Source organism: Sandarakinorhabdus sp. AAP62 (assembly GCF_000331225.1).
Lineage (GTDB): Bacteria > Pseudomonadota > Alphaproteobacteria > Sphingomonadales > Sphingomonadaceae > Sandarakinorhabdus.
This window is the reverse complement of record NZ_ANFY01000005.1, coordinates 284,350-304,969: the sequence shown is the minus strand read 5'-3', so window position 1 is coordinate 304,969 and position 20,620 is coordinate 284,350. Positions and strand designations below refer to the sequence as shown.

Sequence of the window (20,620 nt, the reverse complement as noted above, 5' to 3'; positions counted from 1 at the left end):
CGGGCGGCGCAGGCGGCGCGGGCGGGGCCGGCGGCGCCACGACGGGCGGATCCGGGCGCGCGACTGTCGACTGCGTGGTGATCGAATTCGTCGGCGCATCCGACGCGACCGAAACTTCGGGCGGCGGCACGTACGGCGGGATTTCGATTTCCTGCGGCGGCGGTGGCGGCGGCTCGTCTGGTGGCGGCGCCTCTTCCTTCACGTTGACCGCTTCCAGCGGCTCAACGATCTTCTTCACCACCGAAATGGCGAAACCGGAAACGATGGCATAGCCAAGCAGAACGTGGAGAACGGCGACCGCGGCCAGCGCGATCTGCCTGTTCTTGGTCATCCCAGGTGCGTCCATGTAAGACATGGCTGGTTTGGCACTCCCTCAAAAATCTGTGGAACGCCGCGAGCAGAGGACCCCCCTCAAACCCTGCGTCGAACCCTCGGATTGCTCCTCTAGCCGCAAGCCGCTTGGCGCCGCAACCGGCTTTTTGCCACAATCCCGCCGAATTCCGCGTCGCTACGTTGTTTCCCCACCCCAGAATCGGGGTTTGTTCCCTGCCATAATGCCGGGGGTGACGGCACCGAGCGACAGCGGGTTGCCGGCGCAGGCCGCTCGCCCCTACCATGCTGGACATGACGCGACCGATTCTATCCATCTGCCTGATTCTGGCGGTGATTGCGCCGGCTGCAGCGCAGGCACCAGCGCCATTTTCCGCGCCGGCAGACCGCCTGGCCGGCTTTGCCGATACCGCCGAACTGGCGCTGGCCGCGCCGTTGATCGTGCGCGCCACCATCACGCGCGCCAGCCGCCTTTCTGGCAAGGCTGCACCTGATGTCGCGCCCGGCCGTGCGCGCTTTCTGGTGACGGCCAGCGTGTCCAACGTGCTGGTCGCCCCCGCCACGACGGGCGGCACGCTGCAATATCTGTGGGACACGCCGCTGGATTCGCGTGGCAGGCCACCTGTGGTCAAGGGACTGGATATATTGGCTTTTCTGGACAAGCCAAAGGATGATGGCAGCACCAGGCTGATGTCGCGCCGGGGCCAGCAGCCGTGGGATTCGGCGCTGGCCGATACGGTACGGGCGGTCGTGGCCGAGCAGCGATCCGGCAAGGTGCCGATATTCCGTGGTGTTTCCAATGGCTTCCGCGCCGATGGCACGGTGCCTGGCGAAAGCGAGAGCCAGTTCTTCCTCACCACCAGCGACGGCAAGCCTGCGACTCTGGTCGTGCAGAATCGCCCTGGCGAGGTGCGGCGTGTGCTGGTGGCGCGCGGCGACATCATCGACGAATCGGCGGAACGGGTGCGGCCAGGCACCCTGCTCTGGTACCGTCTGGCCTGTTTCCTGCCGGCGCGGTTGCCCAGCGCTGCCGGCGGTGACGATGCGGCGCTGGCCAGGGACTGGCGCGATGCGCTGGCCAGTCTGGGCCCCTGCGGCAAGACCAGTTAGAAGCTCGACAGCTCCACGCCAACCGCCTTGCAGTCGGGATAGACGTCGGGCTTGCGCGTTGAAACCCGCAGGCCGACCACGCCGGCGCGCGCCGCAACCAGGTCGTAAATGGCGTGCGCCACGGTTTCCTGCAGGTTGAAACGCCGGCCCTGCACCAGGCCCAGCACGGCGTTGCGCAGGAAATCATAGTCCCAGGCTTCGGCAACCGTGTCGCAGCGCGGGAAGTGGGCATCGTCCACCCACACTTCGATATTCAGCCGCAGCGTCTGGGGCGATCCCACTTCAAAGGCATGAAAGCCGATATCCACCGGCAGATCGAAATCTTCCAGGAACAGCTTGCGGGTGCGGATGCCCAGGTGGCGCGGCACCATGCCGGGCGCCATGGGTTCGATGAAGGTGGGCGGAGGCCCAGAGTCGTGCAACAGATCGGGCATCATGTGTCTACCATGTGAGCAACGTCGCGTGGCAAGCCCAGCAGGCGTTGCCCGCCATCAAGCACGATGGTTTGCGCGTTGTAGGTTGGGGTGGCGATGATGAAGCGCAGGGCAGCAACGATGTCGTTCACCGTCACGCCGCGTTTCAGGGGATTCATGCCATGTACGGCTTCGAAATTCGCGCGGGTTTGCGGCCCGGAAACGAGCGTGACCGCCGGCGCGATGGCCACGCAACGCAAACGCGGCGCATAGGAACGCGCGGTCAGCTCGGTCAGCCCTTCGAAGCCGATCTTGGACAAGGTGTAGGTGAAATAATCCGGATTGAGGCTGGCCAGCTTGGCATCGAGCAGGTTCACCACCAGCGCCGGCCCATCCGCTGCATCGCCCAGTTCAGCGGGCAGCGCATCGGCAAAGGCACGGGTGAGCAGCGCGGGCGCGCGCAGGTTCACCGCCATGTGCAGATCAAAGCCGTCGGCGCTGAAATCCTCGATCCGGTCATAATCGAAGCGGCTGGCGCTGTTCACCAGCAGGCGGGCGGGCGGCAGGCCGGCACAGGCCGCCATGATGATCTCGGCTGCGCCCGCATCGGCCAGATCGGCGGCGACCACGCTGGCGTGCGGCAGGCTGGCGGCAAGGGCGTCTGCTTCGGCCCGGCTCTGGTTGCAGTGGATCAGCACGTGCCAGCCATCGGCGGCCAGCGCGCGGGTGATGGCGCCGCCGATGCGCTTGGCACCGCCGGTGATGATGGCTGTCTGGGTCGGGAGCACCGTCATGATGGGCGCCGCCTAGGCCTTTGCGGGCGACGGCGCAACGTGCAGTTCAGCGCAGGGCCCCGCGCACCAGCGTGTCGCCGCCATCGGTCTGCATGGCTGGCAGACCGAGCAGGCGCAGCAGCAGCGGATGGACATCGACATTGTCGAACGGCGGCAGCACCACCCCGCTGCGGAAGGCCGGCCCGGCGGCGACGAAGCTGGCCGCCATGTCGGGGTGGGCCGGATCAAATCCGTGCATGCCGCCCAGCGCGCGCATCGGTTGATCGGCGCGCGGCGGGCTCAACCAGATCGTCCAGCCGCTATCGGCAATGCAGAGAATCGCCGGCACCCGGGCATGGCGACCATAGTGCAGGCGGGCGGGCAGATCGGCCTTTTCATGGCAGGCCATGTGCGGATGCGGCCTGAGCAGCGCCGCCTTCACCGCCCGCTCCTGCCCTGGCTGCGGGTTCAGGCTGGCGACGGCACCGCCTGCCACCAGTTGCACCTGGGCGGATTCGAGCAGCGAATCGAGGAAGATGCGGCGATCACTGCTCACCTGGGCCATGCCATGATCGGCGACGAGGATGATATTGGCCGCGATCCCGCGTGCCTTCAGCCCGGCCAGCAGATCGCCGATACGCGCATCGACTTCGGACACCGCCGCGTTCAGCTGGGGCGAATCCGGGCCATGTTCATGGCCATCATGATCGACCGTATCGAAATAGAGCGTGGCAAAGCCCGGCTGCGGCCGTTCATCCAGCCAGGCCAGCAACTGATCGACACGGGCGCGGTTGGGCATGGCCCCATCGAACTTCAACCAGCGGTGCGGGCGCACGCCGCGCACCGCCGCCTCGCTGCCCGGCCAGAACATGGTGGCGGTGGGGATGGCGGCCCTTTCTGCCGTCACCCAGATCGGTTCGGCCCCATTCCACCAGCGCGCATCTTCCACGGCGCTGCGGATGCCCATCGAAAATGCGCCCAGTTCGGCATCGCGCATCGTGTTGTTGACAACGCCATGGCGATCCGGCCGCAGGCCCGTCACCAGCGTGTAGTGATTGGGGAAGGTGAGCGACGGGAAACTCGGCCGCATCGCGCTGGTGGTCACGCCGCGGGCGGCCAGCGCCGTGATGTTGGGGCTCACCCCGCGACGCAGATAATCGGCGCGCAGGCCATCAACGGAGATGAGGATGACCGGATGCGCGGGCCGCGTCTCGGCGACGGCGGTTGCGGGCGGCGGGGCATTCGCCGCACAGGCAGAAAGAGCAAGGGCCAGCAGGCCGGCGAGGAAGCGCAGAATCGGCATGACCTGATCGATAGCAGCCTTGTGGGCATTTGCCATGACAGGCCCGCCGCGGCTATCGGCTGCACAGCATGACCGACACGCCCGACCGTTTTTCCGAGGAAGCGCAGACCTACACGGTGCGCGGCACGGAGGCGCCCGATCTTGATCTGGGTGTCGCCACCATTCGCCGCGTGGTGAAGACGCTGCCGCTGAAACCCGGTGTGTATCGCATGATGGATGCCAGTGGCGACGTGCTCTATGTCGGCAAGGCGCGCACGCTGAAGAACCGGGTGACCAACTATACCCAGGTGACCCGCCTGCCCCGCCGCCTGCAGCGCATGGTGGCGCAGACGCGCAGCATGGAGATCGTCACCACCAACAGCGAGGCCGAAGCGCTGCTGCTGGAAGCGCAGCTGATCAAGCGTTACCGCCCGGCGTACAATGTGCTGCTGCGCGACGACAAGAGCTTCCCCTTCATCCTGCTGCGCGAAGATCATGATTTTCCGCGCATTTCCAAGCATCGCGGCGCGCGGGTGGCCAAGGGCAGCTATTATGGCCCCTTCGCCAGCGCCGGTGCCGTCAACGCCACGCTGAATGCGCTGCAGAAAGTGTTCCTGCTCAGGAGCTGTACCGACAGTTTCTTCAGCAACCGCTCCCGGCCCTGCCTGCTCTACCAGATCAAGCGCTGCTCGGCGCCGTGCGTGGGTCGCATTGACGACGCTGGCTATGCCGAGTTGGTGAACGACGCCAAGGGCTTCCTGTCAGGCCGCACGCAGGAAGCCCAGAAGAAGCTGGCCGAAGCGATGAGTGCGGCGGCCGAAGCCATGGATTTCGAGACGGCCGCCGTGCTGCGCGACCGGCTGAAGGCGCTCACCTTCATCCAGGGCAGCCAGGCCATTAACGCCGAGGGCGCCACCAGCGAGGCCGACGTGATCGCCATGGCCACCGATGGCGGCGCCATGTGCGTGCAGGTCTTCTTCATCCGCGGCGGCCAGAACTGGGGCCACCGCAGCTTCTTCCCCGGCCATACCGAAGGCGTGGACGAAGCTGAAGTGCTGCAGAGCTTCCTCGCCCAGCTGTACGAGGAGTTGCCGCCGCCCAGGGAAATGCTGCTCGATCGCACGCTGCCGGAAGCGGACTTGCTGTCCCAGGCGCTGAGCGAGAAAGCCGGGCGCAAGGTGAGCCTGCGCCATGCCCAGCGCGGGCCAGCCCGCAAGCTGGTGGAACAGGCGCAGCGCAATGCCGAGGAGGCCATCCAGCGGCGCCGCGCCGAGACGACGACGCAGGGCAAGCTGCTGCGCGAACTGGCAGATATTTTCGAGCTGGATGGCCCGCCGGCGCGCATCGAGGTTTACGACAACAGCCACATCCAGGGCACCAACGCGCTGGGGGCGATGGTCGTCGCCGGACCGGACGGGTTCCAGAAGGGCCAGTATCGCAAGTTCAACATGAAGGACGAGGCGATCACGCCGGGCGACGATTTCGCCATGATGAAGGCCATGCTGCACCGGCGCTTTGCCCGGCTGGAAGCTGAAGACCCCGACAAGGAAAGCGGCAACTGGCCCGATCTGTGCCTGATCGACGGCGGCAAGGGCCAGGTTTCGGCGGTGATGGCGGCGCTGGCCGAACTGGGAGTGGATGTGCCGATCGTTGGTGTCGCCAAGGGGCCGGACCGCAACGCCGGGCGCGAGACTTTCTACCTGCCGTCGGGCCGCGAATTCACCCTGCCGCCCAACGCCCCGGTGATGTTCTTCCTGCAGCGCCTGCGCGACGAGGCGCACCGCTTCGCCATCGGCGCGCACCGGGCGAAGCGGGCAAAATCCATCACGCAAAGCCCCCTCGACGAAGTGCCCGGCATCGGCCCGGCCCGCAAGAAGGCGCTGCTGATGCATTTCGGCACCAGCCGCGCCGTGAAGGGCGCCACACTCGACGATCTCGAACGCGCGCCCGGCATTTCGAGCCAGATGGCGCTGGCGATCTGGCAGCACTTCCACCCGAACGGGTGAACGGCTAGGCTGCCCCCATGAGCCTGATCCTTTTCACCGCCCCGACGCCCGATGGCTACAAGGTGTCGATTGCGCTGGAGGAACTGGGGCTGGCCTACGAGGTGCGCACGCTCGATCTGGCCAAGGGCGAGCAGAAGCAGGCCGATTTCCTGAAGCTGAACCCCAATGGCAAGGTGCCGGCGCTGATCGATGATGGCTTTGCCGTGATGGAATCGGGCGCCATCCTGGTCTGGCTGGCGGAAAAATCCGGCCGGTTGCTGCCTGCCGATCCCCGCGCCCGCTCCGAAGCGCTGCAATGGCTGATGCTGCAGGTGGGCGGCCTGGGGCCGATGATGGGCCAGGCCAATCTGTTCGGGCATTTCTGGCCAGAGAAACTGCCCGCGGTGCAGGCGCGTTATCTGGGTGAAGTGAAACGGTTGCTGGGCATCCTCGATGCGCGGCTGGCCGATCGCGACTATCTGGCCGGCGATTACAGCATCGCCGACATCGCGCATTTCTGCTGGGTGCGCACCGCCGGCTGGACCGGGGTGGACATCGCCCCCTTCCCGCGCCTTGGCCGCTGGGTTGAAGCCATTTCGGCCCGCCCCGCCGTTCAGCGCGGCTTGAAAGTGCCGGACATATCGCCGCTAAAGGAAGGCGGCGACAACAGCGCCTTCATCGCGCGGACGAAAAAGCTGCTCGGCCTGGGACCACGAGAGGCCTAGCGCGAAAAACCGATCAGCATTGCGCCGGCACACACCACCAATGCCCCGGCCCAACGCCGCATTGTCACCTTTTCCTTCAGCAGCAGCGCCGCCAGCGCCGCACCAAACAACACGCTGGTTTCGCGCAAGGCCGTGATCGGCCCGATGGGCGCGCGCATCTGTGCCCACAGCACCAGCATGAAGCCGGCGCTCGAAACCGCGCCGGCCAGCATGCCTTGCCGCCAGCGGCCGGCCGCCGCCGCTGCGAAACTTGCCGGGCCGCGCCGGGCAATGACGAACAGGCTGATCGGCAGGAAGGTGAACACCGCACCCCAGCCCTTGTAGCTGAACACATCCGCATTCACCCGCACGCCCATCGCATCGACAAGGCTGTATCCGGCAATCGCCGTGCCGGTAAGCAGCGCCCACCCCGTCGCCGGCAGCGGCGCGTGGCGATTCACGCCCACCAGCATGACACCAAGGCTGATCGCAGCGATGCCCAGCCCTTGCCCCCAACCAGGCACTTCCGCAGCGAAGAGCACCGCGCCCAGCGTCACCAGCGCCGGGGCGATGCCACGTGCAATGGTGTAGACGTGGCTCATGTCGCCGGCGGCATAACCCTTGGTGAGGGCCATCCAATAGACGAGGTGGATGGCGCTGGAAGCGAGGATGAACGGCCATGCTCCCGCAACCGGCGCGCCAAACAGGGCAATCAGCACACAGCCGAACAGCGATCCGCCGATGCCCAGCACCGCCAGGTCCACCAGTCGATCTCCGGCGCTGCCTTTCAGGAACAGATTCCACCCGGCGTGGATCAGCGCCGACAATATTGTGGCAGCAAGGGCCGATACCGGAATCAAAGGCCGTGGAAGGCCGCCCAGTCGCTCATCGGCGCGCGGCTCGGGCGGGCGAGATTGGCCTTGTCATCCGGGTCGATGAAGCCGATCGCCATGCCGGTGAACAACATGCGTTCGGGCGGAATGCCGATGAACTCCCCGATGGTTTTCGGATAGATCGCCCAGCATTCCTGCGGACAGCTATCCAGCCCTTCTTCCTTCAGCAACAGCATCAGCGTCTGCAGATACATGCCAAGATCACTCCACTGCGGCGGACCCATGCGGCGATCGACGGAGCAGAACAAGGCAACTGGCGCACCAAAGAACTGGAAATTCCGCGCAAACCACATGCGGCGACCGGCCTTGTCCTCACGCGGAATACCCAGCCGGCTGTAGAGTTCCTCGCCCACCGCAAAGCGGTAACTGTTGTGCGGTTCCGGCAATTCCTTTGGATAGATGTCATACTCGGTCGGCTCCATGGCGCCGCCGCCCATCAACTTGCCCAGCATGATGCGCTTCAATTCATCCAGCTTTTCGCCGCCCACCACGTCGATATGCCAGGGCTGCAGATTGCCACCCGAAGGCGCCCACGCCGCCGTTTCCACCACGCGGCGGATCACGTCAGCGTTGACGGGTGTCGGCAAGAATCCGCGCACCGAACGGCGCGCCAACACGGCATCGGAAACCTTCACAGCCAAGCCTTTCCGTAACTTTGCACTTGCCGCTGGATTGCCTATGAAGGGCGCGTGTTGTCCAGCCTCCCCAATCTGCTCACCCTGTCGCGCATCCTGGCGGTGCCCGGCCTTGTAGCCCTGATGTGGGGCCGCAATCCGTGGGAATGGCTGGCCGCCTTCGGCCTCTACACGCTGGCGGCGATTACCGATTATTTCGATGGCTATCTGGCGCGATCGTGGGGCACGGTCTCGAAAATCGGCCAGTTCCTCGATCCGATTGCCGACAAGATCATGGTCGCCGCCACCATCCTGATGCTGGTGGATGCGCAGATCTTGCACGGCTGGAGCGTGATTGCCGGCCTGATCATCCTGCTGCGCGAGATGTTCGTTTCGGGCCTGCGCGAATATCTGGCCGGGCTGCAGGTTTCGGTGCCGGTCAGCCAGCTCGCCAAGTGGAAGACGACAGCGCAACTGGTGGCGCTCGGCGCACTGATCCTGGTTGGCGCCGTGCCGATCCTGCCCTGGCTGCCGGCCGAGACCATCGGGCTGATCACCCTGTGGATCGCCGCCATCCTCACCCTGATCACCGGCTACGACTATCTGCGCGTCGGCCTGAAGCATATGTGATGACAACATTGCTTTACTTCGCCTGGGTCCGCGAGATGATCGGTAAGGACAGCGAGACCCTCGCCCTGCCCGCCGAAGCCGCCACGGTCGCCGCCCTGCTCGATTGGCTCGCCACCCGCAGCCCCGGCCATGCCGCCGCGCTGGCCGACCGCAGCCGCATCCGGGTCGCCGTCGATCAGCAGTTCGCAAGCGCGGAGACGCCGCTCACCGCCCCGCGCGAAATCGCCATCTTCCCGCCGGTGACCGGCGGATGATTGCCGCCCGCCTGCAGCAAGAACCTTTTGACGCCGCCGCCGAACAGGCTGCGCTCACCAGCGGCCGCACCGATCTTGGCGCCGCCGTTGCCTTCACCGGGCTGGTGCGCGCCGACGATGGCCTGGTCGCCCTCACCCTCGAACATTATCCGGCAATGACGCTGGCGCAGCTGCAGGCCATCGCTGCCAATGCAGCAACCCGCTGGCCCGATACCATCGGCACCATCATCCACCGCCACGGCCGGCTGTTGCCCGGGGACGCCATCGTCCTCGTCACCACCGCCTCCCCCCACCGCGCCCACGCCTTTGCTGCGGCCAGCTTCCTGATGGACTGGCTGAAAACCAAGGCCCCCTTCTGGAAGCGCGAGGAGTGGGCCGATGGGACGACACGCTGGGTAGACGCCAAGGGCAGCGACGACAACGCGGCGGAGCGCTGGCTGGCCAAGAGTCCATCGACGCCGCCCTGACGTTCGGATAACACTGGCCCAACGCATTGCGGGGGCATTTTTGAGCGACATCTTCCTGTCCTACAACCGCGAGGACCAGTCCCGCGCGAAGCTGTTTGCCGATGCGTTCACGGCGGCAGGCCTGAACGTGTGGTGGGACACGGCGCTGCGGTCTGGCGAGGCCTATGACGAAGTGACCGAAGCCGCCCTGCGCGCCGCCAAGGCAGTGGTGGTGCTGTGGTCGCCGCGCTCAGTCGTCTCGCGCTGGGTGCGGGCGGAGGCGACGATTGCGGACAGGTGCAAGACGTTGGTGCCGGTAACCATTGAACCCTGCGAACGCCCCATCATGTTCGAGTTGACCCAGACCGCCGACCTTTCACACTGGATGGGTGATAGCGCAGACAGGTCTTGGGCGGCGTTCCTTCGCGATGTCCGGGGACTTGTTGGCCGGAAGGCAGAACCAGCGTTGCCCGGCGCGGGCTTGCCGCAACCGGAGGCGCCCACTGTCGCCGAAACGCTGAAACCCGGCCAATGCGGTTCCGCTCCGTCGCTGGCAGTATTGCCCTTCACCAACCGCTCCGGCCTGACCGAGGACGAGGTGTTTGCCGAGGGCATGGTTGAGGATGTGATCTCGGCGCTGACACAGGGCGTGAATGTCCGCGTGCTGGGCGCGACGACCACCGCCAACCTGAGCCGAGCAGCAATCACAGACATCCCGGCCCTGGGGCGCCAACTGGGGGTGCGCTATCTGCTGGAAGGCAACATCCGCCGCGTCGGCACCAACCTGCGTGTCACCACCCAACTTCTCGATGCGGAAAGTGGCACGGCGATCTGGACCGCGAAATTCGATCGTCCCTTGTCGGAACTGGCCGATCTGCAGGAAGAGCTGGTCATCGAAATCGCGGCAAACCTCGATACGCAGGTCCACAATCTGGAAGTGGAGCGGGCACTGAAAAAGCCTGGCGACATCACGGCTTGGGAAGCCATCTCAAGGGCATGGTCCGCCTATCGCTTGTACGATCCGACAGCCATGCAGCTTGCCATCACCGAGGCCACCCGCGCCGTGGCCATTGCGCCCGACTATGGAGTTGCTCAGGCCATGCTTGCCGTGACGCAGGCAACCCAGTTTGCGTTCACTGGCCCCAATGATCCAGCCGAAGTGCAGCGCATTCGAACCATAGCGGAACGCGCACTGGCTTTGGCGCCAGACGACGTTATGGTTCTCGCTTGGGTTGGGCTTGCGCTCAGCTATATCGGCAGCGCCAACGAAGGGGAGCGCTACGCCGCACGTGCCGTGAGCAAGGCACCGGGCGTCGGCACAATCCGCTATGGCTACGCTATTGCAAGCGTGATGAATGGCCGGCTGGAAATGGGCCTGGCCGAACTCAAGACTTCTCTGCGCCTGATGCCCGGCGCGATGGTTGTCTGGATCGCCAAAATGTGGATCGCAAGGGCCCTCGCCCTGGCCGAGCGCTGGGCCGAAGCAGATACAGCCGTCGATGAAGTCTTCGCGCTCAATCCTTCATATCCGCATGGTCACGTCTTGAAGGCGCTCGTCAGCGTGAAACTTGGGCGAGAGACAGAAGCGCTCAACCATGTGAAAACGGCCCGTCAATTGGGGTTGGCACGGGCGTCAGCAGAGCATCTTTATCGTCTCTGCGCCCAGACCAGTCCGTCGCTGGAGGCGGACGTTGCCCTCATTCATGCTCTCTACGCCGCAGCGGAAGCCTGAGCATGACCGCCGCGCCCGATATCTTCCTGTCCTACAAACGCAAGGATGAGGCGCTGCTCGCCTGTTCTCGGCCGACGCCATCGCGGCCAGGACCGGGCTTGTCGGCAAGGGTTGACGTCACCCGCAATTCGCCAGCCGTTCGACAGCCCCGCGCCACCCAGGTGCCGGCCGAGCATTGAAGCTGTCCTACAGGCCGCATTTTGGCGTAAGTTGCTGACCAGCGACCGTCCCGCACGATTGTCTCACGATGGCGCTGTTCGGTTTGAAAACCGCCCAAATGCGGAAAAACTGTCAAAACTGCATGGCCCTGCGACTGCGGTTACAAGGATGTGAACGATCATGATTTCCACCCGCGTTCTGGTGCTCGACGGTCATCCCGATGGCACCTCCCTGTGCAGCGCCTTGGCTGCTGCGGCCGCCGAAACGGCGCGGGCGCGCGGGGCGGAGGTGCGGGTGATGCAGCTTTGCGCGATGGAATTCGATCCCAATCTGGCCCACGGCTACAACAGCCGCATGGCGCATGAACCTGATATCGTGGCCTTTCTCGACGCCATTCGCTGGTGCGACACGCTCATCCTGGTCCATCCTTTGTGGTGGGGCGCGGCGCCAGCCAAGCTGAAGGGGCTGATCGACCGCGCCTTCCTGCCCGGCATCGCCTTTGCCTATGAAGGCGACGGGCATTTCCCCAGGAAGCTGTTCGAAGGCCGCACCGCCCGTGTACTGATCACCGCCGATACGCCGTCCTGGTATCTGTGGCTGGGCTATCGCAATGGCTGGCTCAACGTGCTGCGCCGGCAGATCCTGGATTTCGTCGGGCTGAAGGTTACGCACATGAAGGTGGTGGGCACCATCCGCGACGCGACGCCGGCCCGCATCGAGACGTTCTTCGCGGCGGCGCGCAAACTGGCCGGCTAGGCCCGGGTGCGGGCGGGCGCGGTCGGACGGGGTGCGGGAGTCATGGCCGTCAAGTGGGGTGGACGGCCCGCCTCGTCAATCAGTCGCCCGGCTGCACCGGGCAGTGCGGTACCGACGTGCGGCGCAACACCCGGCCGGGCAGCGTGCTGCCCAGGGCGCCGCCGTCGATGGCCAGTTGCCCGTTGATCAGCAGCGTCGTCACCCCCACCGCCAGCGCATTCGGATTGGCATAATCGGAGCGCGGCGCATAACGCGCGGGATCGAACAGCACGACATCGGCAAACCAGCCCGGCCGCAGATAGCCGCGCCGATCCAGCTTCAGGATATCGGCGGTGCGCCCCGTTGACTGGCGGATGAAGCGGGCGAGGCTGATCGTCTTTTTCTCAAGCACATAGCGCGCGTATTTCAAGGGGAAGGTGCCGGCAATGCGGGGATGTCCGGCAAAGCCGTCTGACCCTGTCACAACCCAGGGCTGACGCATGATCACTTCGATATCCGGCTCGATCATCATGAACGATGCCACCGCGTCGCCGTCAGGCCCCGCGGCGATGATGCGCTGTGCCGCCGCAATGGCGTCGATCTGCCAGCCGGCGGCCACCGCATCCAGCCGCTTGCCGGTCCATGGCCGGCCCGACGCAATCATCAGCAGCGCACCCGCACCGCCGCGCCGGCGCAGATTGTCGGCCATATCGGCGCGCAGCCGGCCCTGCAGCGCCGGATCGGCAAGGCGCGCCTTGATCGCAGTGATACCGCCATCCTGCGCCCAGGCCGGCAAAAGCGCCGCCGCCAGGCCGGTGCCGCCGGCAGTGTAGGGATATTGATCAGCCGTCACCGCCTGCCCCGCCGCGCGCGCCGCTGCAATGCGAGCGACAACGGCCGGTGCCTTGCCGTGCACATCGGCGCCCAGCGCCTTCAGATGAGCGAAATGCACCGGCATGCCAGCTTCGCGACCAATCCGCAGCGCTTCGTCCACCGAAGCCAGCAGCCCGATGCCATAGCTGGATTCGTCGCGTTGGTGCGTATCATACAGGCCCCCGCGCATGGCGGCGGCATGGGCCACCCTGATCACCTCGTCGGTCGTGGCGAATTTCTGCGGCGCATAGAACAGGCCAGCTGAAAGCCCGAGCGCACCATCGCACATGCCCTTGGCCACCAGCGCCTGCATCCGTGCGACCTGATCATCTGTGGCGGCCACATCGCCTTGCCCCACCACTGCCGTCCGAACGGCGCCGAAGCCGACGAACGAGGCCAGGTTGGGGCCAATGGGCCTTTCTGTCAGCACCCTGGTCTGGCCGTCGATGTGGAAACTGCCATAACCATCATTGCCGGTGACGATGGTGGTGACGCCCTGGGCCAGCCACGTGTCGAGCCGGCGGCTGGCCGGATCAGCCGCGCCGATATCGGCATGGGTGTGCGGATCGATGAAGCCGGGCGCCACGATCAGACCGCGCGCGTCGATCACCCGCCTGGCCCGCACCCGGCCGCCCGGGCCGACAAAGCTGATGCGGTCACCGCTGATGGCCACATCGCCGACAAAGGCCGGGCGATCGCTGCCATCATGGATGCTGCCGCCCTTCAGCAGGATATCGGCCTGCGGCGCCGGCCCGGCACCGATCAGCACAGTCGCGGCAAAGGCAGCGGCAAGGGCAAGTACATGCCGCTTCACAGCCTGGCGCTCAATTCCTTGATATCCTTGTTCAGGATGCGGTCGTTGTCGCTGTAATCCACCGGGCAGTCGATCAGGTGGACGCCCGGCGTATCGAGGCAATGGGCCAGCAGGCCGGGCAGCATCTCGGCACTGGTCACGCGGTGGCCGTTGGCGCCATAGGCTTCGGCATAGGCGACGAAATCCGGGTTGCCATATTCGAGGCCCCAATCCTTGAAGCCCATGTTGGCCTGTTTCCAGCGGATCATGCCATAGCTGCCGTCGTTCAGGATCAGCACGGTGAGGTTGAGGCCAAGGCGGACGGCCGTCTCCATCTCCTGGCTGTTCATCATGAAGCCGCCATCGCCGCACACCGCCATCACCTTGGCGTGGGGATAGACCATGTTCGACGCCATGGCGGAGGGCAGGCCGGCCCCCATGGTGGCGAGCGCATTGTCGAGCAGCACGGTGTTGGGATGATAGGCGGTGTAGTTGCGGGCGAACCAGATCTTGTACACGCCGTTGTCGAGCGCGATGATGCCATCCTCCGGCATTGCCTTGCGGATCTCGCTCACCAGATATTGCGGGTAGATGGGGAAGCGCTGATCGTCCACCGCGGCGTCACGATGCGCCACTTCGGCGGCACGCGCGGCCAGCATGGCGGCAAAATCCCAGTGCGGCTGGACACGGATGGCCTCCTTCAGCTGCCACACGGCGTTGGCGATATCGCCGATCACCTCGATCTGCGGGAAATAGACCGGATCGACCTCGGCGGAACGGAAGCTCATGTGCACCACCGTGCCGCTGGCCTGGTTCATGAAGAAGGGCGGCTTTTCAATGACATCATGGCCGATGTTCACGATCACGTCCGCACGGCGAATGGCGGCATGAACGAAATCCCCCGCCGACAGCGCCGCGCAGCCGAGGAATTTCGGGTGCCGCTCATCGATAACCCCCTTGCCCAGCTGCGTCGTCAGGAAGGGAATCCCCGTCTTTTCAACAAATTCCAGCAGCATCTTGCTGGTCATCGTGCGGTTGGCGCCGGCCCCGATGACGAGGATGGGCGATTTCGCTCCCTCGATGGCGCGCACGGCGGCCAACACGGCCTTTGCATCCGCCAGCGGCCGCCGGGCATAGCTGGGCTTGAACGGCACCGCGTCGGTAGGGTCGTGGGCAATATCCTCCGGCAATTCCAGATGGGTGGCACCGGGTTTTTCCTCCTGCGCCAGCCGGAAGGCTTCGCGGATGCGGGCCGGGATATTGTCCGCACTGGCCAGCTGATGGGTGTATTTGGTGATCGGCCGCATCATGTCGACCACGTCGAGGATCTGGAACCGGCCCTGCTTGCTCTTCTTGATCGGCTTCTGGCCGGTGATCATCAGCATCGGCATGCCGCCCAGGAAAGCATAGGCCGCCGCCGTCACGAAATTGGTCGCCCCCGGCCCCAATGTGGCCACACACACGCCAGCCTTGCCAGTGTGGCGGCCGTAGGTGGCGGCCATGAAGCCGGCGCCCTGCTCGTGCCGGGTGAGGATCAGCTTGATCTTGGTTGATCGTTCCAGGCTGTCGAGAAAATCCAGATTCTCCTCGCCGGGCACGCCGAACACATATTCGCAGCCCTCTGCCTCAAGGCATTGCACCAGCAGATCAGAAGCCTTGGTCATCGCTCACTCTCCTGAAATCTGGGCTTTGCGCCGCCCCGATGCCCGGGCGCGCGGCCCGGTGGCATCGAGGATGGTGCCGGCAACGCCAAGGCCATAGGCCGGCATGTTGTTGTAAACATTCTCATACTGGCCGGGATTGATGAGATAGGTTTCGTGCCAGATGCCCACGTCGCCGTTGCTGCCCACCGCCTTGTTGAAACGCTGCCAGGCCGGCAGGTGCAGATGCTCGCGCGCTGCGGCATAGGCTTCGAGATGGTCGTAGCTGCGCCAATACTGGACCAGCAAAATGTCCGGAAAACCGAAATGCGTGCGGGCATGCAGCAAGCCGAGCTCGGGCTGCTGCATCAGTTCAACGATCATCGGCCGCATCGCCCGCACCGTTGGCAGCCAGCTGTTGATCGCCAGCAAGCGGTTGATGCGCACACCAATCAGGAACAGCACGAACGGGCCGTCGATTTCCGCGCAGACGCGGCGATCAATGATGCCGGCCATCAGACGACGCCGAACGCCAGCATTGCATCGGCGACCTTCTTGAAGCCGGCGATGTTGGCACCCTTCACATAATCGGTGTGACCATCGGCGCTGCGGCCATATTCCAGACAGCGATCATGGATGCCGGACATGATGTCCTTCAGCATCGCCTGCAGTTCCTCCTCCTTCCAGCTCATGCGCGCCGAATTCTGGCTCATTTCGAGGCCAGACACGGCAACACCGCCGGCGTTCGAGGCCTTGCCCGGGGCATAAAGGATCCTCGCCGCCTTGAAGATGTGCACGCCATCCAGATCGGTGGGCATGTTTGCCCCTTCCGCCACGGCGATACAGCCGTTCTGCAGCAGCAGTTTCGCTTCCACCCCATTCAGTTCATTCTGGGTGGCGCAGGGCAGCGCCAGATCGCAGGGCACGCCCCACGGCCGCGCGCCATTACCGTGGAAGGTGGCGCCCTTGAATTCGGCGGCATATTCCGAAATGCGGCCGCGCCGGTGGGTCTTGTGGGTCTTCACCCAGTCGATCTTCTCCTGCGTGATGCCCTCGGGATCGTGGATGAAGCCCTCGCTGTCCGACAGGGTCAGCACCTTGCCGCCCAGCTGCACGATCTTTTCCGCCGCGTGCGTCGCCACATTGCCGGAACCGGAAATCACCGCCGTCTTGCCCGCCACGTCCATGCCCTTTGATTTCAGCATGTTCTGCAGGAAATAGACCGCGCCATAGCCGGTGGCCTCGGTGCGGATCAGGCTGCCGCCCCATTCCAGACCCTTGCCGGTGAGCACGCCGGTGAAATGATTGGTGATGCGCTTGTACTGGCCGAACATGAAGCCGATCTCGCGCCCGCCCACGCCGATATCGCCGGCCGGCACATCAATATCGGCCCCGATGTGGCGATACAGTTCGGTCATGAAGCTCTGGCAGAAGCGCATGATTTCATTCACGCTCTTGCCCTTGGGGTTGAAGTTGGAGCCGCCCTTGCCGCCGCCCATTGGCAGGCCGGTGAGCGCGTTCTTGAAGGTCTGTTCGAACGCCAGGAACTTCAGCACGCTTTCGGTGACGGACGGGTGGAACCGGATGCCGCCCTTGTAGGGCCCGATGGCGTTGTTGTTCTGCACCCGCCAGCCGCGCTGCACGCGGATATTGTTGTTGTCGTCCTCCCAGCACACGCGGAACGACACGACACGGTCCGGTTCGGCGATGCGGCGCAGGATCTGGGCTTCATGATATTTCGGCTTGTCGCCGATGAAGTCGAAAATATCCTCGGCCACTTCGGTAACCGCCTGCACGAATTCCGGTTGCCCCGGATTGCGACGGCTCACCCCTGCGATGAATCCCGCCAGATCGACATGATCGCCAATGCCCATGATGATTCTCCCCCGGCTACTGAGGCAGACGCAGTCGCGCGCCCTCAGTGCTGTTCGCCAATCGCCGGCTTATGATGCCGGTCAAATTGTCGCAGCGTGTAGCCTATCAGAAATTCGGCATTGGCAAAGGGGTGGAAAATCAACCCTGCGCGGTGGCGTCAAAGCTCCACACGCCCGGCCCGGCCGGCAGCGCGGCCCAGCCACCGCGGGCCAGCATGGCGGCCACATCGGCTTCGCCATGACGCCAGTGCGTCTGCATGGTGGCTCTGCTGAACTCGCGACCCTTGGCAGCGCCCTGCCACGGCTGATCGCGATACACCAGCTGGGCCACGAGGGCCCGGCGGCCCCGCGCCAACCGGTCGAGCAGCCTCGCCTCGGCACTGTCGCGCAGTTCGGGGGGCAATTTCGCGGCCAGCCGCGCCCAGGCCTCACGCGGGCCGTTCAGCCGGGCCTGGGCATCGGTGGTGAAGCGGGTGCGGCTGGAAAAACGGATATCGGCGGCGCGTTCCTCGACTTCGGCCAGCGTGGTCGGCCGCGCGCCCCGCGCCGGGAACAGATCGACCTGAAAAATCGCCAGATCCTCATCGTCATCATGATCGAGCACATGATCGAGCGGCGTGTTCGACACCAGCCCGCCATCCCACCAATATTGGCCATCGATCTCCACCGGCGGCAGACCGGGCGGCAGGGCCCCCGATGCCATCACGTGGCGCACGTCCAGCCGCTGCTGCGTGGAGCAGAAATATTTGAAATTACCGGTTTCCACGTTCACCGCGCCCACCGCCAGCCGCACGGTGCCGCTGTTCAGCAGATCCCAATCCACCAGTTCCAGCAACGTGTCTTTCAACGCATCGGTTTCATAGAGCGCGATCTGGCCCGGCCACCAGCCCGGCATCCACGGCCAGCGCGGGCGGAAGAAACCGGGCGCGCCCATCATCGCCGTGGCCGCTGCCGCCCATTGGTGGCGCAACCCTTCGGCAACATCACCAGCCTTGCCGTCGCTGTGCAGCCATGACAGCGTCGGGCTGCCGGTGATGCGTTCCCAGAAGGTCATCAGCCGTTCGCGCCGCCGTTCGGGTGGGTTGCCGGCAATCAGCGCGCCATTGATGGCCCCGATCGAAATACCCGCCACGGCCTGCGGGCAATAGCCAGCCTGATCCAGGCCCGAGAACACGCCGGCCTGATAACTGCCGAGCGAGCCGCCGCCTTGCAGTACCAGCACGGGCTGGCCTGGCAGGGCGGGAAGGCCGGCCATCACTGCACCGCCAGCAGCTCGACGTCGAACATCAGCGTCGCACCTGGCGGGATCACGCCGCCGGCACCGCGTTCGCCATAGCCGGCTTCCGGCGGCACGATCAGGGTGCGCTTGCCGCCCACCTTCATGCCGGCCACGCCTTCATCCCAGCCCAGGATGACTTCGCCAAGGCCCAGGGTGAAGATGAAGGGCTGGCCGCGATCGCGCGAGCTGTCGAACTTGGCGCCCTTGCCGCCATCCACATAGAGCCAGCCGGTGTAATGCACCGCCACGGCGCGACCTGGTTCGGCCAACGCGCCAGTGCCGGCCCTTTCCTCGGTAAAGCGGGTGCCTCCGGGCAGCACGGCCTGCTGGGCAGCAACGCTGGTGGCCGACACAGCGGCAACAGAGACAGCCAGGGCGGCGATGGAAGCGGCAGAAGACATCAATCTATTCCCGTTATTGCAGTGCAGCACCGATGTGGCTGCACTCGCTCCGGCAATCAAGGGGGAGTTCGGCTCGCCAGCCCCAAACGATACTGCAGAAATGCGATTGTCTTCGTCTCGGCCGCCTTGCCGGGGCCGGTCTCGGGCAAGTGCACGGTCAACACGCTGTGCGGCGCCATGCCGGTGCCGGTGCGGGCATGTTCGTCGCCCAGCTCGATGGTTTCCACCCGGCCGGGGAATTCGCGTTCATAGCGGCGGAAGCGGGCATCGGGCACCAGCTTGTCGGAACGGTAGCGCAGGGCGAGCAGCGACAGATCCTCTGCCTCGAAGCGGCGGCGGGCACAGGCGATTTCCGTGGGCGTCGCATCGATGCTGCCGGTCTTGGCGCCGCGGATGGGCAGGCTGGGCTGGCTCAACACCGGCGCGATCACGCTGGGTTCCGTCATCATCGCCAGCGCAAAGCCGCCTGTGAAGCACATGCCGACGGCTCCCACGCCCGGCCCGCCGCATTCTTCGTGGGCCTGTTTCGCCAGCGCCCGCAGCCAATCGACAATCGGGCTGGAGCGGCCATCAGCCCAGGCCGAAAACTCGCGCCGGATGCAGATGTTGAGGAACAACTGCTTCGCCGCCGCGGCCTTGGTGGGCACCGAACCGGGCGTGCCGAACAGGCTGGGGCAGAAGACCGTCATGCCGGCTTCGGCAAGACGGTCGGCAAAGTCGATGACCAGCGTATGGAGCGCAGGCACCTCGTGAATGACGATGACCGCCGGGCCGCTTCCGCGGCGGTAGACCGGGCGGGTGTAGGGGCCGGCGGTGAAGTCGGACAGGCTATAGTCGGATAATGGCATGGGTGGTTCCCCAATTTGCGATGAGAATGCGGTGGTTGTGTCGGGCTGACAAGCGCAATCAGCACACGCAGCTCCCCTCCCGCCGGTGGGAGGGGCTGGGGGTGGGTTTTGCCGCAGAAACCACGCTGAGCCCATGCGGGCGCGGCCGGCGGCGGAGCCACGCCGTCGAAGCTGTTCTGCCGGGCTGAAGCCCGGCAGCCAGCCCGTCCGGCCTTGCGCCTGTCGGCGCGCTTGGCTGCGCCATGCGCGCTCGCGGCGCTGCGGCGTGGTGGGTCCTTCGGGACTTGAACCCGAAACCTACCGCTTAAAAGGCGGGCGCTCTAACCGATTGAGCTAAGGACCCTCACGCGAGGCTGGCGCACATCAGGCGCGGGGCAGGCCTTTAGGGCGAAGCGCGCGGGCGCGCAACTGTCTTGCCGTCAGATTGTGAATCGGGTGGCGCCAGCCGGGCGCGACGGTAACCAGCGGATCCAGCACGAACCGCCGTTGCGCCAAACGCGGATGCGGCACATTCAGGCCCGGCACCTGCACCACCGTTGCACCCGCCGCCAATATATCAAGATCGAGCACGCGATCACCCCAGCGCCGGGCGGCGCGGCGGCCAAAGCGGCGTTCCAGGGCTTTCAAGGCGCGCAGCAGGTCGGGCAGGCTGCCGGGCCAATCCAGCGCTGCCACGGCGTTGGCATAGCGCCGGCTGCCCGGCCCGATGGGGGCGGTATCAAGGATCGGCGAAGCCTGCGCCACCGGCGCCAGCAACGCCAGTTCGATCAAGGCCGCGCGCACCACGTCCGCCGGCCGGCCATGGCGGCCGTGACAGCGGTTCGATCCCAGCGCGACAAGGGTGATTGCCAT

Annotated in this window: 22 protein-coding genes, 1 tRNA gene and 1 pseudogene; 9 read left to right on the top strand and 15 right to left on the bottom strand. The window is 65.4% G+C overall.

What is annotated here, in order from left to right; genetic code table 11:
- Positions 1-331, bottom strand: a pseudogene (locus D619_RS0105930) (energy transducer TonB); the annotation flags it as partial.
- 293 nt (positions 332-624) lie between these two features.
- On the opposite strand from D619_RS0105930, the gene D619_RS15740 reads away from it, so the two are divergent.
- Positions 625-1,440, top strand: a complete 816-nt coding sequence (locus tag D619_RS15740) for a hypothetical protein (RefSeq protein WP_152417321.1) — start codon at positions 625-627, stop codon at positions 1,438-1,440.
- Here the strand turns inward: D619_RS15740 and D619_RS0105920 are convergent.
- The 3 genes from D619_RS0105920 to D619_RS0105910 are packed head-to-tail and all read right to left on the bottom strand — an operon-like array spanning position 1,437 to position 3,929.
- Positions 1,437-1,874: a dihydroneopterin aldolase gene (locus D619_RS0105920; RefSeq protein ID WP_017667654.1), complete on the bottom strand. Its 438-nt coding sequence runs from the start codon at positions 1,872-1,874 to the stop codon at positions 1,437-1,439. The genes D619_RS15740 and D619_RS0105920 overlap by 4 nt on opposite strands.
- A complete protein-coding gene (locus tag D619_RS0105915) occupies positions 1,874-2,647 on the bottom strand; it encodes an SDR family oxidoreductase (RefSeq protein ID WP_017667653.1) in 774 nt (257 codons plus the stop codon). Before D619_RS0105915 ends, D619_RS0105920 begins: the two co-directional genes overlap by 1 nt.
- A gap of 46 nt (positions 2,648-2,693) precedes the next feature.
- Entirely contained in the window at positions 2,694-3,929 is a 1,236-nt protein-coding gene (locus tag D619_RS0105910; RefSeq protein ID WP_206536341.1) for an ectonucleotide pyrophosphatase/phosphodiesterase, read from the bottom strand.
- A 68-nt stretch (positions 3,930-3,997) separates the two neighbouring features.
- Between D619_RS0105910 and uvrC the strand changes: the two genes are divergently transcribed.
- Positions 3,998-5,914, top strand: a complete 1,917-nt coding sequence (uvrC, locus tag D619_RS0105905) for an excinuclease ABC subunit UvrC (protein WP_017667651.1) — start codon at positions 3,998-4,000, stop codon at positions 5,912-5,914.
- A gap of 17 nt (positions 5,915-5,931) precedes the next feature.
- Positions 5,932-6,618 (top strand): glutathione S-transferase N-terminal domain-containing protein, encoded by a 687-nt coding sequence (locus D619_RS0105900; RefSeq protein WP_017667650.1) that lies wholly within the window; start codon positions 5,932-5,934, stop codon positions 6,616-6,618.
- On the opposite strand, the gene D619_RS0105895 is transcribed toward D619_RS0105900, so the two are convergent.
- Complete coding sequence (locus D619_RS0105895; protein WP_017667649.1) at positions 6,615-7,424, bottom strand: EamA family transporter; 810 nt, start codon at positions 7,422-7,424, stop codon at positions 6,615-6,617. The two genes, D619_RS0105900 and D619_RS0105895, sit on opposite strands and share 4 nt — an antisense overlap.
- A 29-nt stretch (positions 7,425-7,453) precedes the next feature.
- Positions 7,454-8,125: a nitroreductase gene (locus D619_RS0105890; RefSeq protein WP_017667648.1), complete on the bottom strand. Its 672-nt coding sequence runs from the start codon at positions 8,123-8,125 to the stop codon at positions 7,454-7,456.
- Positions 8,126-8,182: 57 nt separating this feature from the next.
- Here D619_RS0105890 and pgsA point away from each other — a divergent pair, with 57 nt between their 5' ends.
- The 6 genes from pgsA (at position 8,183) to D619_RS0105865 (ending at position 12,081) form a co-directional block, all read left to right on the top strand.
- On the top strand, positions 8,183-8,734 hold the full coding sequence (gene pgsA, locus D619_RS0105885; RefSeq protein WP_026090762.1) for a CDP-diacylglycerol--glycerol-3-phosphate 3-phosphatidyltransferase: 552 nt from the start codon (positions 8,183-8,185) through the stop codon (positions 8,732-8,734).
- On the top strand, positions 8,731-8,988 hold the full coding sequence (gene moaD, locus D619_RS0105880) for a molybdopterin converting factor subunit 1 (protein ID WP_152417320.1): 258 nt from the start codon (positions 8,731-8,733) through the stop codon (positions 8,986-8,988). The genes pgsA and moaD overlap by 4 nt, the downstream gene beginning before the upstream one ends.
- Entirely contained in the window at positions 8,985-9,455 is a 471-nt protein-coding gene (locus D619_RS0105875) for a molybdenum cofactor biosynthesis protein MoaE (RefSeq protein WP_017667645.1), read from the top strand. Before moaD ends, D619_RS0105875 begins: the two co-directional genes overlap by 4 nt.
- Before the next feature lie 40 nt (positions 9,456-9,495).
- Positions 9,496-11,166, top strand: a complete 1,671-nt coding sequence (locus D619_RS0105870; RefSeq protein ID WP_017667644.1) for a TIR domain-containing protein — start codon at positions 9,496-9,498, stop codon at positions 11,164-11,166.
- A gap of 2 nt (positions 11,167-11,168) precedes the next feature.
- Positions 11,169-11,345 (top strand): hypothetical protein, encoded by a 177-nt coding sequence (locus tag D619_RS18035; protein ID WP_193743256.1) that lies wholly within the window; start codon positions 11,169-11,171, stop codon positions 11,343-11,345.
- 160 nt (positions 11,346-11,505) lie between these two features.
- A complete protein-coding gene (locus D619_RS0105865; RefSeq protein WP_017667643.1) occupies positions 11,506-12,081 on the top strand; it encodes an NAD(P)H-dependent oxidoreductase in 576 nt (191 codons plus the stop codon).
- Positions 12,082-12,160: 79 nt separating this feature from the next.
- Here the strand turns inward: D619_RS0105865 and D619_RS15735 are convergent, their stop codons facing one another.
- From D619_RS15735 to folK, 9 genes are all read right to left on the bottom strand, one after another.
- Complete coding sequence (locus D619_RS15735) at positions 12,161-13,747, bottom strand: amidohydrolase family protein (protein ID WP_017667642.1); 1,587 nt, start codon at positions 13,745-13,747, stop codon at positions 12,161-12,163.
- The gene (locus tag D619_RS0105855; RefSeq protein WP_017667641.1) at positions 13,744-15,390 is read right to left on the bottom strand and encodes an acetolactate synthase large subunit; all 1,647 of its coding nucleotides are present in this window, start codon (positions 15,388-15,390) and stop codon (positions 13,744-13,746) included. The genes D619_RS15735 and D619_RS0105855 overlap by 4 nt, the downstream gene beginning before the upstream one ends.
- A 3-nt stretch (positions 15,391-15,393) precedes the next feature.
- On the bottom strand, positions 15,394-15,882 hold the full coding sequence (locus D619_RS0105850) for a DUF4188 domain-containing protein (protein ID WP_017667640.1): 489 nt from the start codon (positions 15,880-15,882) through the stop codon (positions 15,394-15,396).
- Entirely contained in the window at positions 15,882-17,240 is a 1,359-nt protein-coding gene (gdhA, locus tag D619_RS0105845; protein WP_017667639.1) for an NADP-specific glutamate dehydrogenase, read from the bottom strand. The genes D619_RS0105850 and gdhA overlap by 1 nt, the downstream gene beginning before the upstream one ends.
- A 139-nt stretch (positions 17,241-17,379) precedes the next feature.
- Entirely contained in the window at positions 17,380-18,495 is a 1,116-nt protein-coding gene (locus tag D619_RS15730; RefSeq protein WP_017667638.1) for a patatin-like phospholipase family protein, read from the bottom strand.
- On the bottom strand, positions 18,495-18,920 hold the full coding sequence (locus D619_RS0105835) for an FKBP-type peptidyl-prolyl cis-trans isomerase (protein ID WP_026090760.1): 426 nt from the start codon (positions 18,918-18,920) through the stop codon (positions 18,495-18,497). The genes D619_RS15730 and D619_RS0105835 overlap by 1 nt, the downstream gene beginning before the upstream one ends.
- 56 nt (positions 18,921-18,976) lie before the next feature.
- Entirely contained in the window at positions 18,977-19,768 is a 792-nt protein-coding gene (locus tag D619_RS0105830; protein ID WP_017667636.1) for a dienelactone hydrolase family protein, read from the bottom strand.
- A 266-nt stretch (positions 19,769-20,034) separates the two neighbouring features.
- Positions 20,035-20,111 (bottom strand) — tRNA-Lys (locus tag D619_RS0105825).
- Positions 20,112-20,131: 20 nt separating this feature from the next.
- Positions 20,132-20,620: a 2-amino-4-hydroxy-6-hydroxymethyldihydropteridine diphosphokinase gene (folK, locus tag D619_RS0105820; RefSeq protein ID WP_017667635.1), complete on the bottom strand. Its 489-nt coding sequence runs from the start codon at positions 20,618-20,620 to the stop codon at positions 20,132-20,134.

Excerpts from the sequence above, each read along its gene's own strand:
- D619_RS15740 (WP_152417321.1), top strand. The coding sequence starts at position 625 with ATGACGCGACCGATTCTATCCATCTGCCTGATTCTGGCGGTGATTGCG.
- D619_RS0105920 (WP_017667654.1), bottom strand. The coding sequence starts at position 1,874 with ATGCCCGATCTGTTGCACGACTCTGGGCCTCCGCCCACCTTCATCGAA.
- D619_RS0105915 (WP_017667653.1), bottom strand. The coding sequence starts at position 2,647 with ATGACGGTGCTCCCGACCCAGACAGCCATCATCACCGGCGGTGCCAAG.
- D619_RS0105910 (WP_206536341.1), bottom strand. The coding sequence starts at position 3,929 with ATGCCGATTCTGCGCTTCCTCGCCGGCCTGCTGGCCCTTGCTCTTTCT.
- uvrC (WP_017667651.1), top strand. The coding sequence starts at position 3,998 with ATGACCGACACGCCCGACCGTTTTTCCGAGGAAGCGCAGACCTACACG.
- D619_RS0105900 (WP_017667650.1), top strand. The coding sequence starts at position 5,932 with ATGAGCCTGATCCTTTTCACCGCCCCGACGCCCGATGGCTACAAGGTG.
- D619_RS0105875 (WP_017667645.1), top strand. The coding sequence starts at position 8,985 with ATGATTGCCGCCCGCCTGCAGCAAGAACCTTTTGACGCCGCCGCCGAA.
- D619_RS18035 (WP_193743256.1), top strand. The coding sequence starts at position 11,169 with ATGACCGCCGCGCCCGATATCTTCCTGTCCTACAAACGCAAGGATGAG.
- D619_RS0105865 (WP_017667643.1), top strand. The coding sequence starts at position 11,506 with ATGATTTCCACCCGCGTTCTGGTGCTCGACGGTCATCCCGATGGCACC.
- D619_RS0105855 (WP_017667641.1), bottom strand. The coding sequence starts at position 15,390 with ATGACCAAGGCTTCTGATCTGCTGGTGCAATGCCTTGAGGCAGAGGGC.
- D619_RS0105850 (WP_017667640.1), bottom strand. The coding sequence starts at position 15,882 with ATGGCCGGCATCATTGATCGCCGCGTCTGCGCGGAAATCGACGGCCCG.
- gdhA (WP_017667639.1), bottom strand. The coding sequence starts at position 17,240 with ATGGGCATTGGCGATCATGTCGATCTGGCGGGATTCATCGCAGGGGTG.
- D619_RS15730 (WP_017667638.1), bottom strand. The coding sequence starts at position 18,495 with ATGGCCGGCCTTCCCGCCCTGCCAGGCCAGCCCGTGCTGGTACTGCAA.
- D619_RS0105835 (WP_026090760.1), bottom strand. The coding sequence starts at position 18,920 with ATGTCTTCTGCCGCTTCCATCGCCGCCCTGGCTGTCTCTGTTGCCGCT.
- D619_RS0105830 (WP_017667636.1), bottom strand. The coding sequence starts at position 19,768 with ATGCCATTATCCGACTATAGCCTGTCCGACTTCACCGCCGGCCCCTAC.
- folK (WP_017667635.1), bottom strand. The coding sequence starts at position 20,620 with ATGGCAATCACCCTTGTCGCGCTGGGATCGAACCGCTGTCACGGCCGC.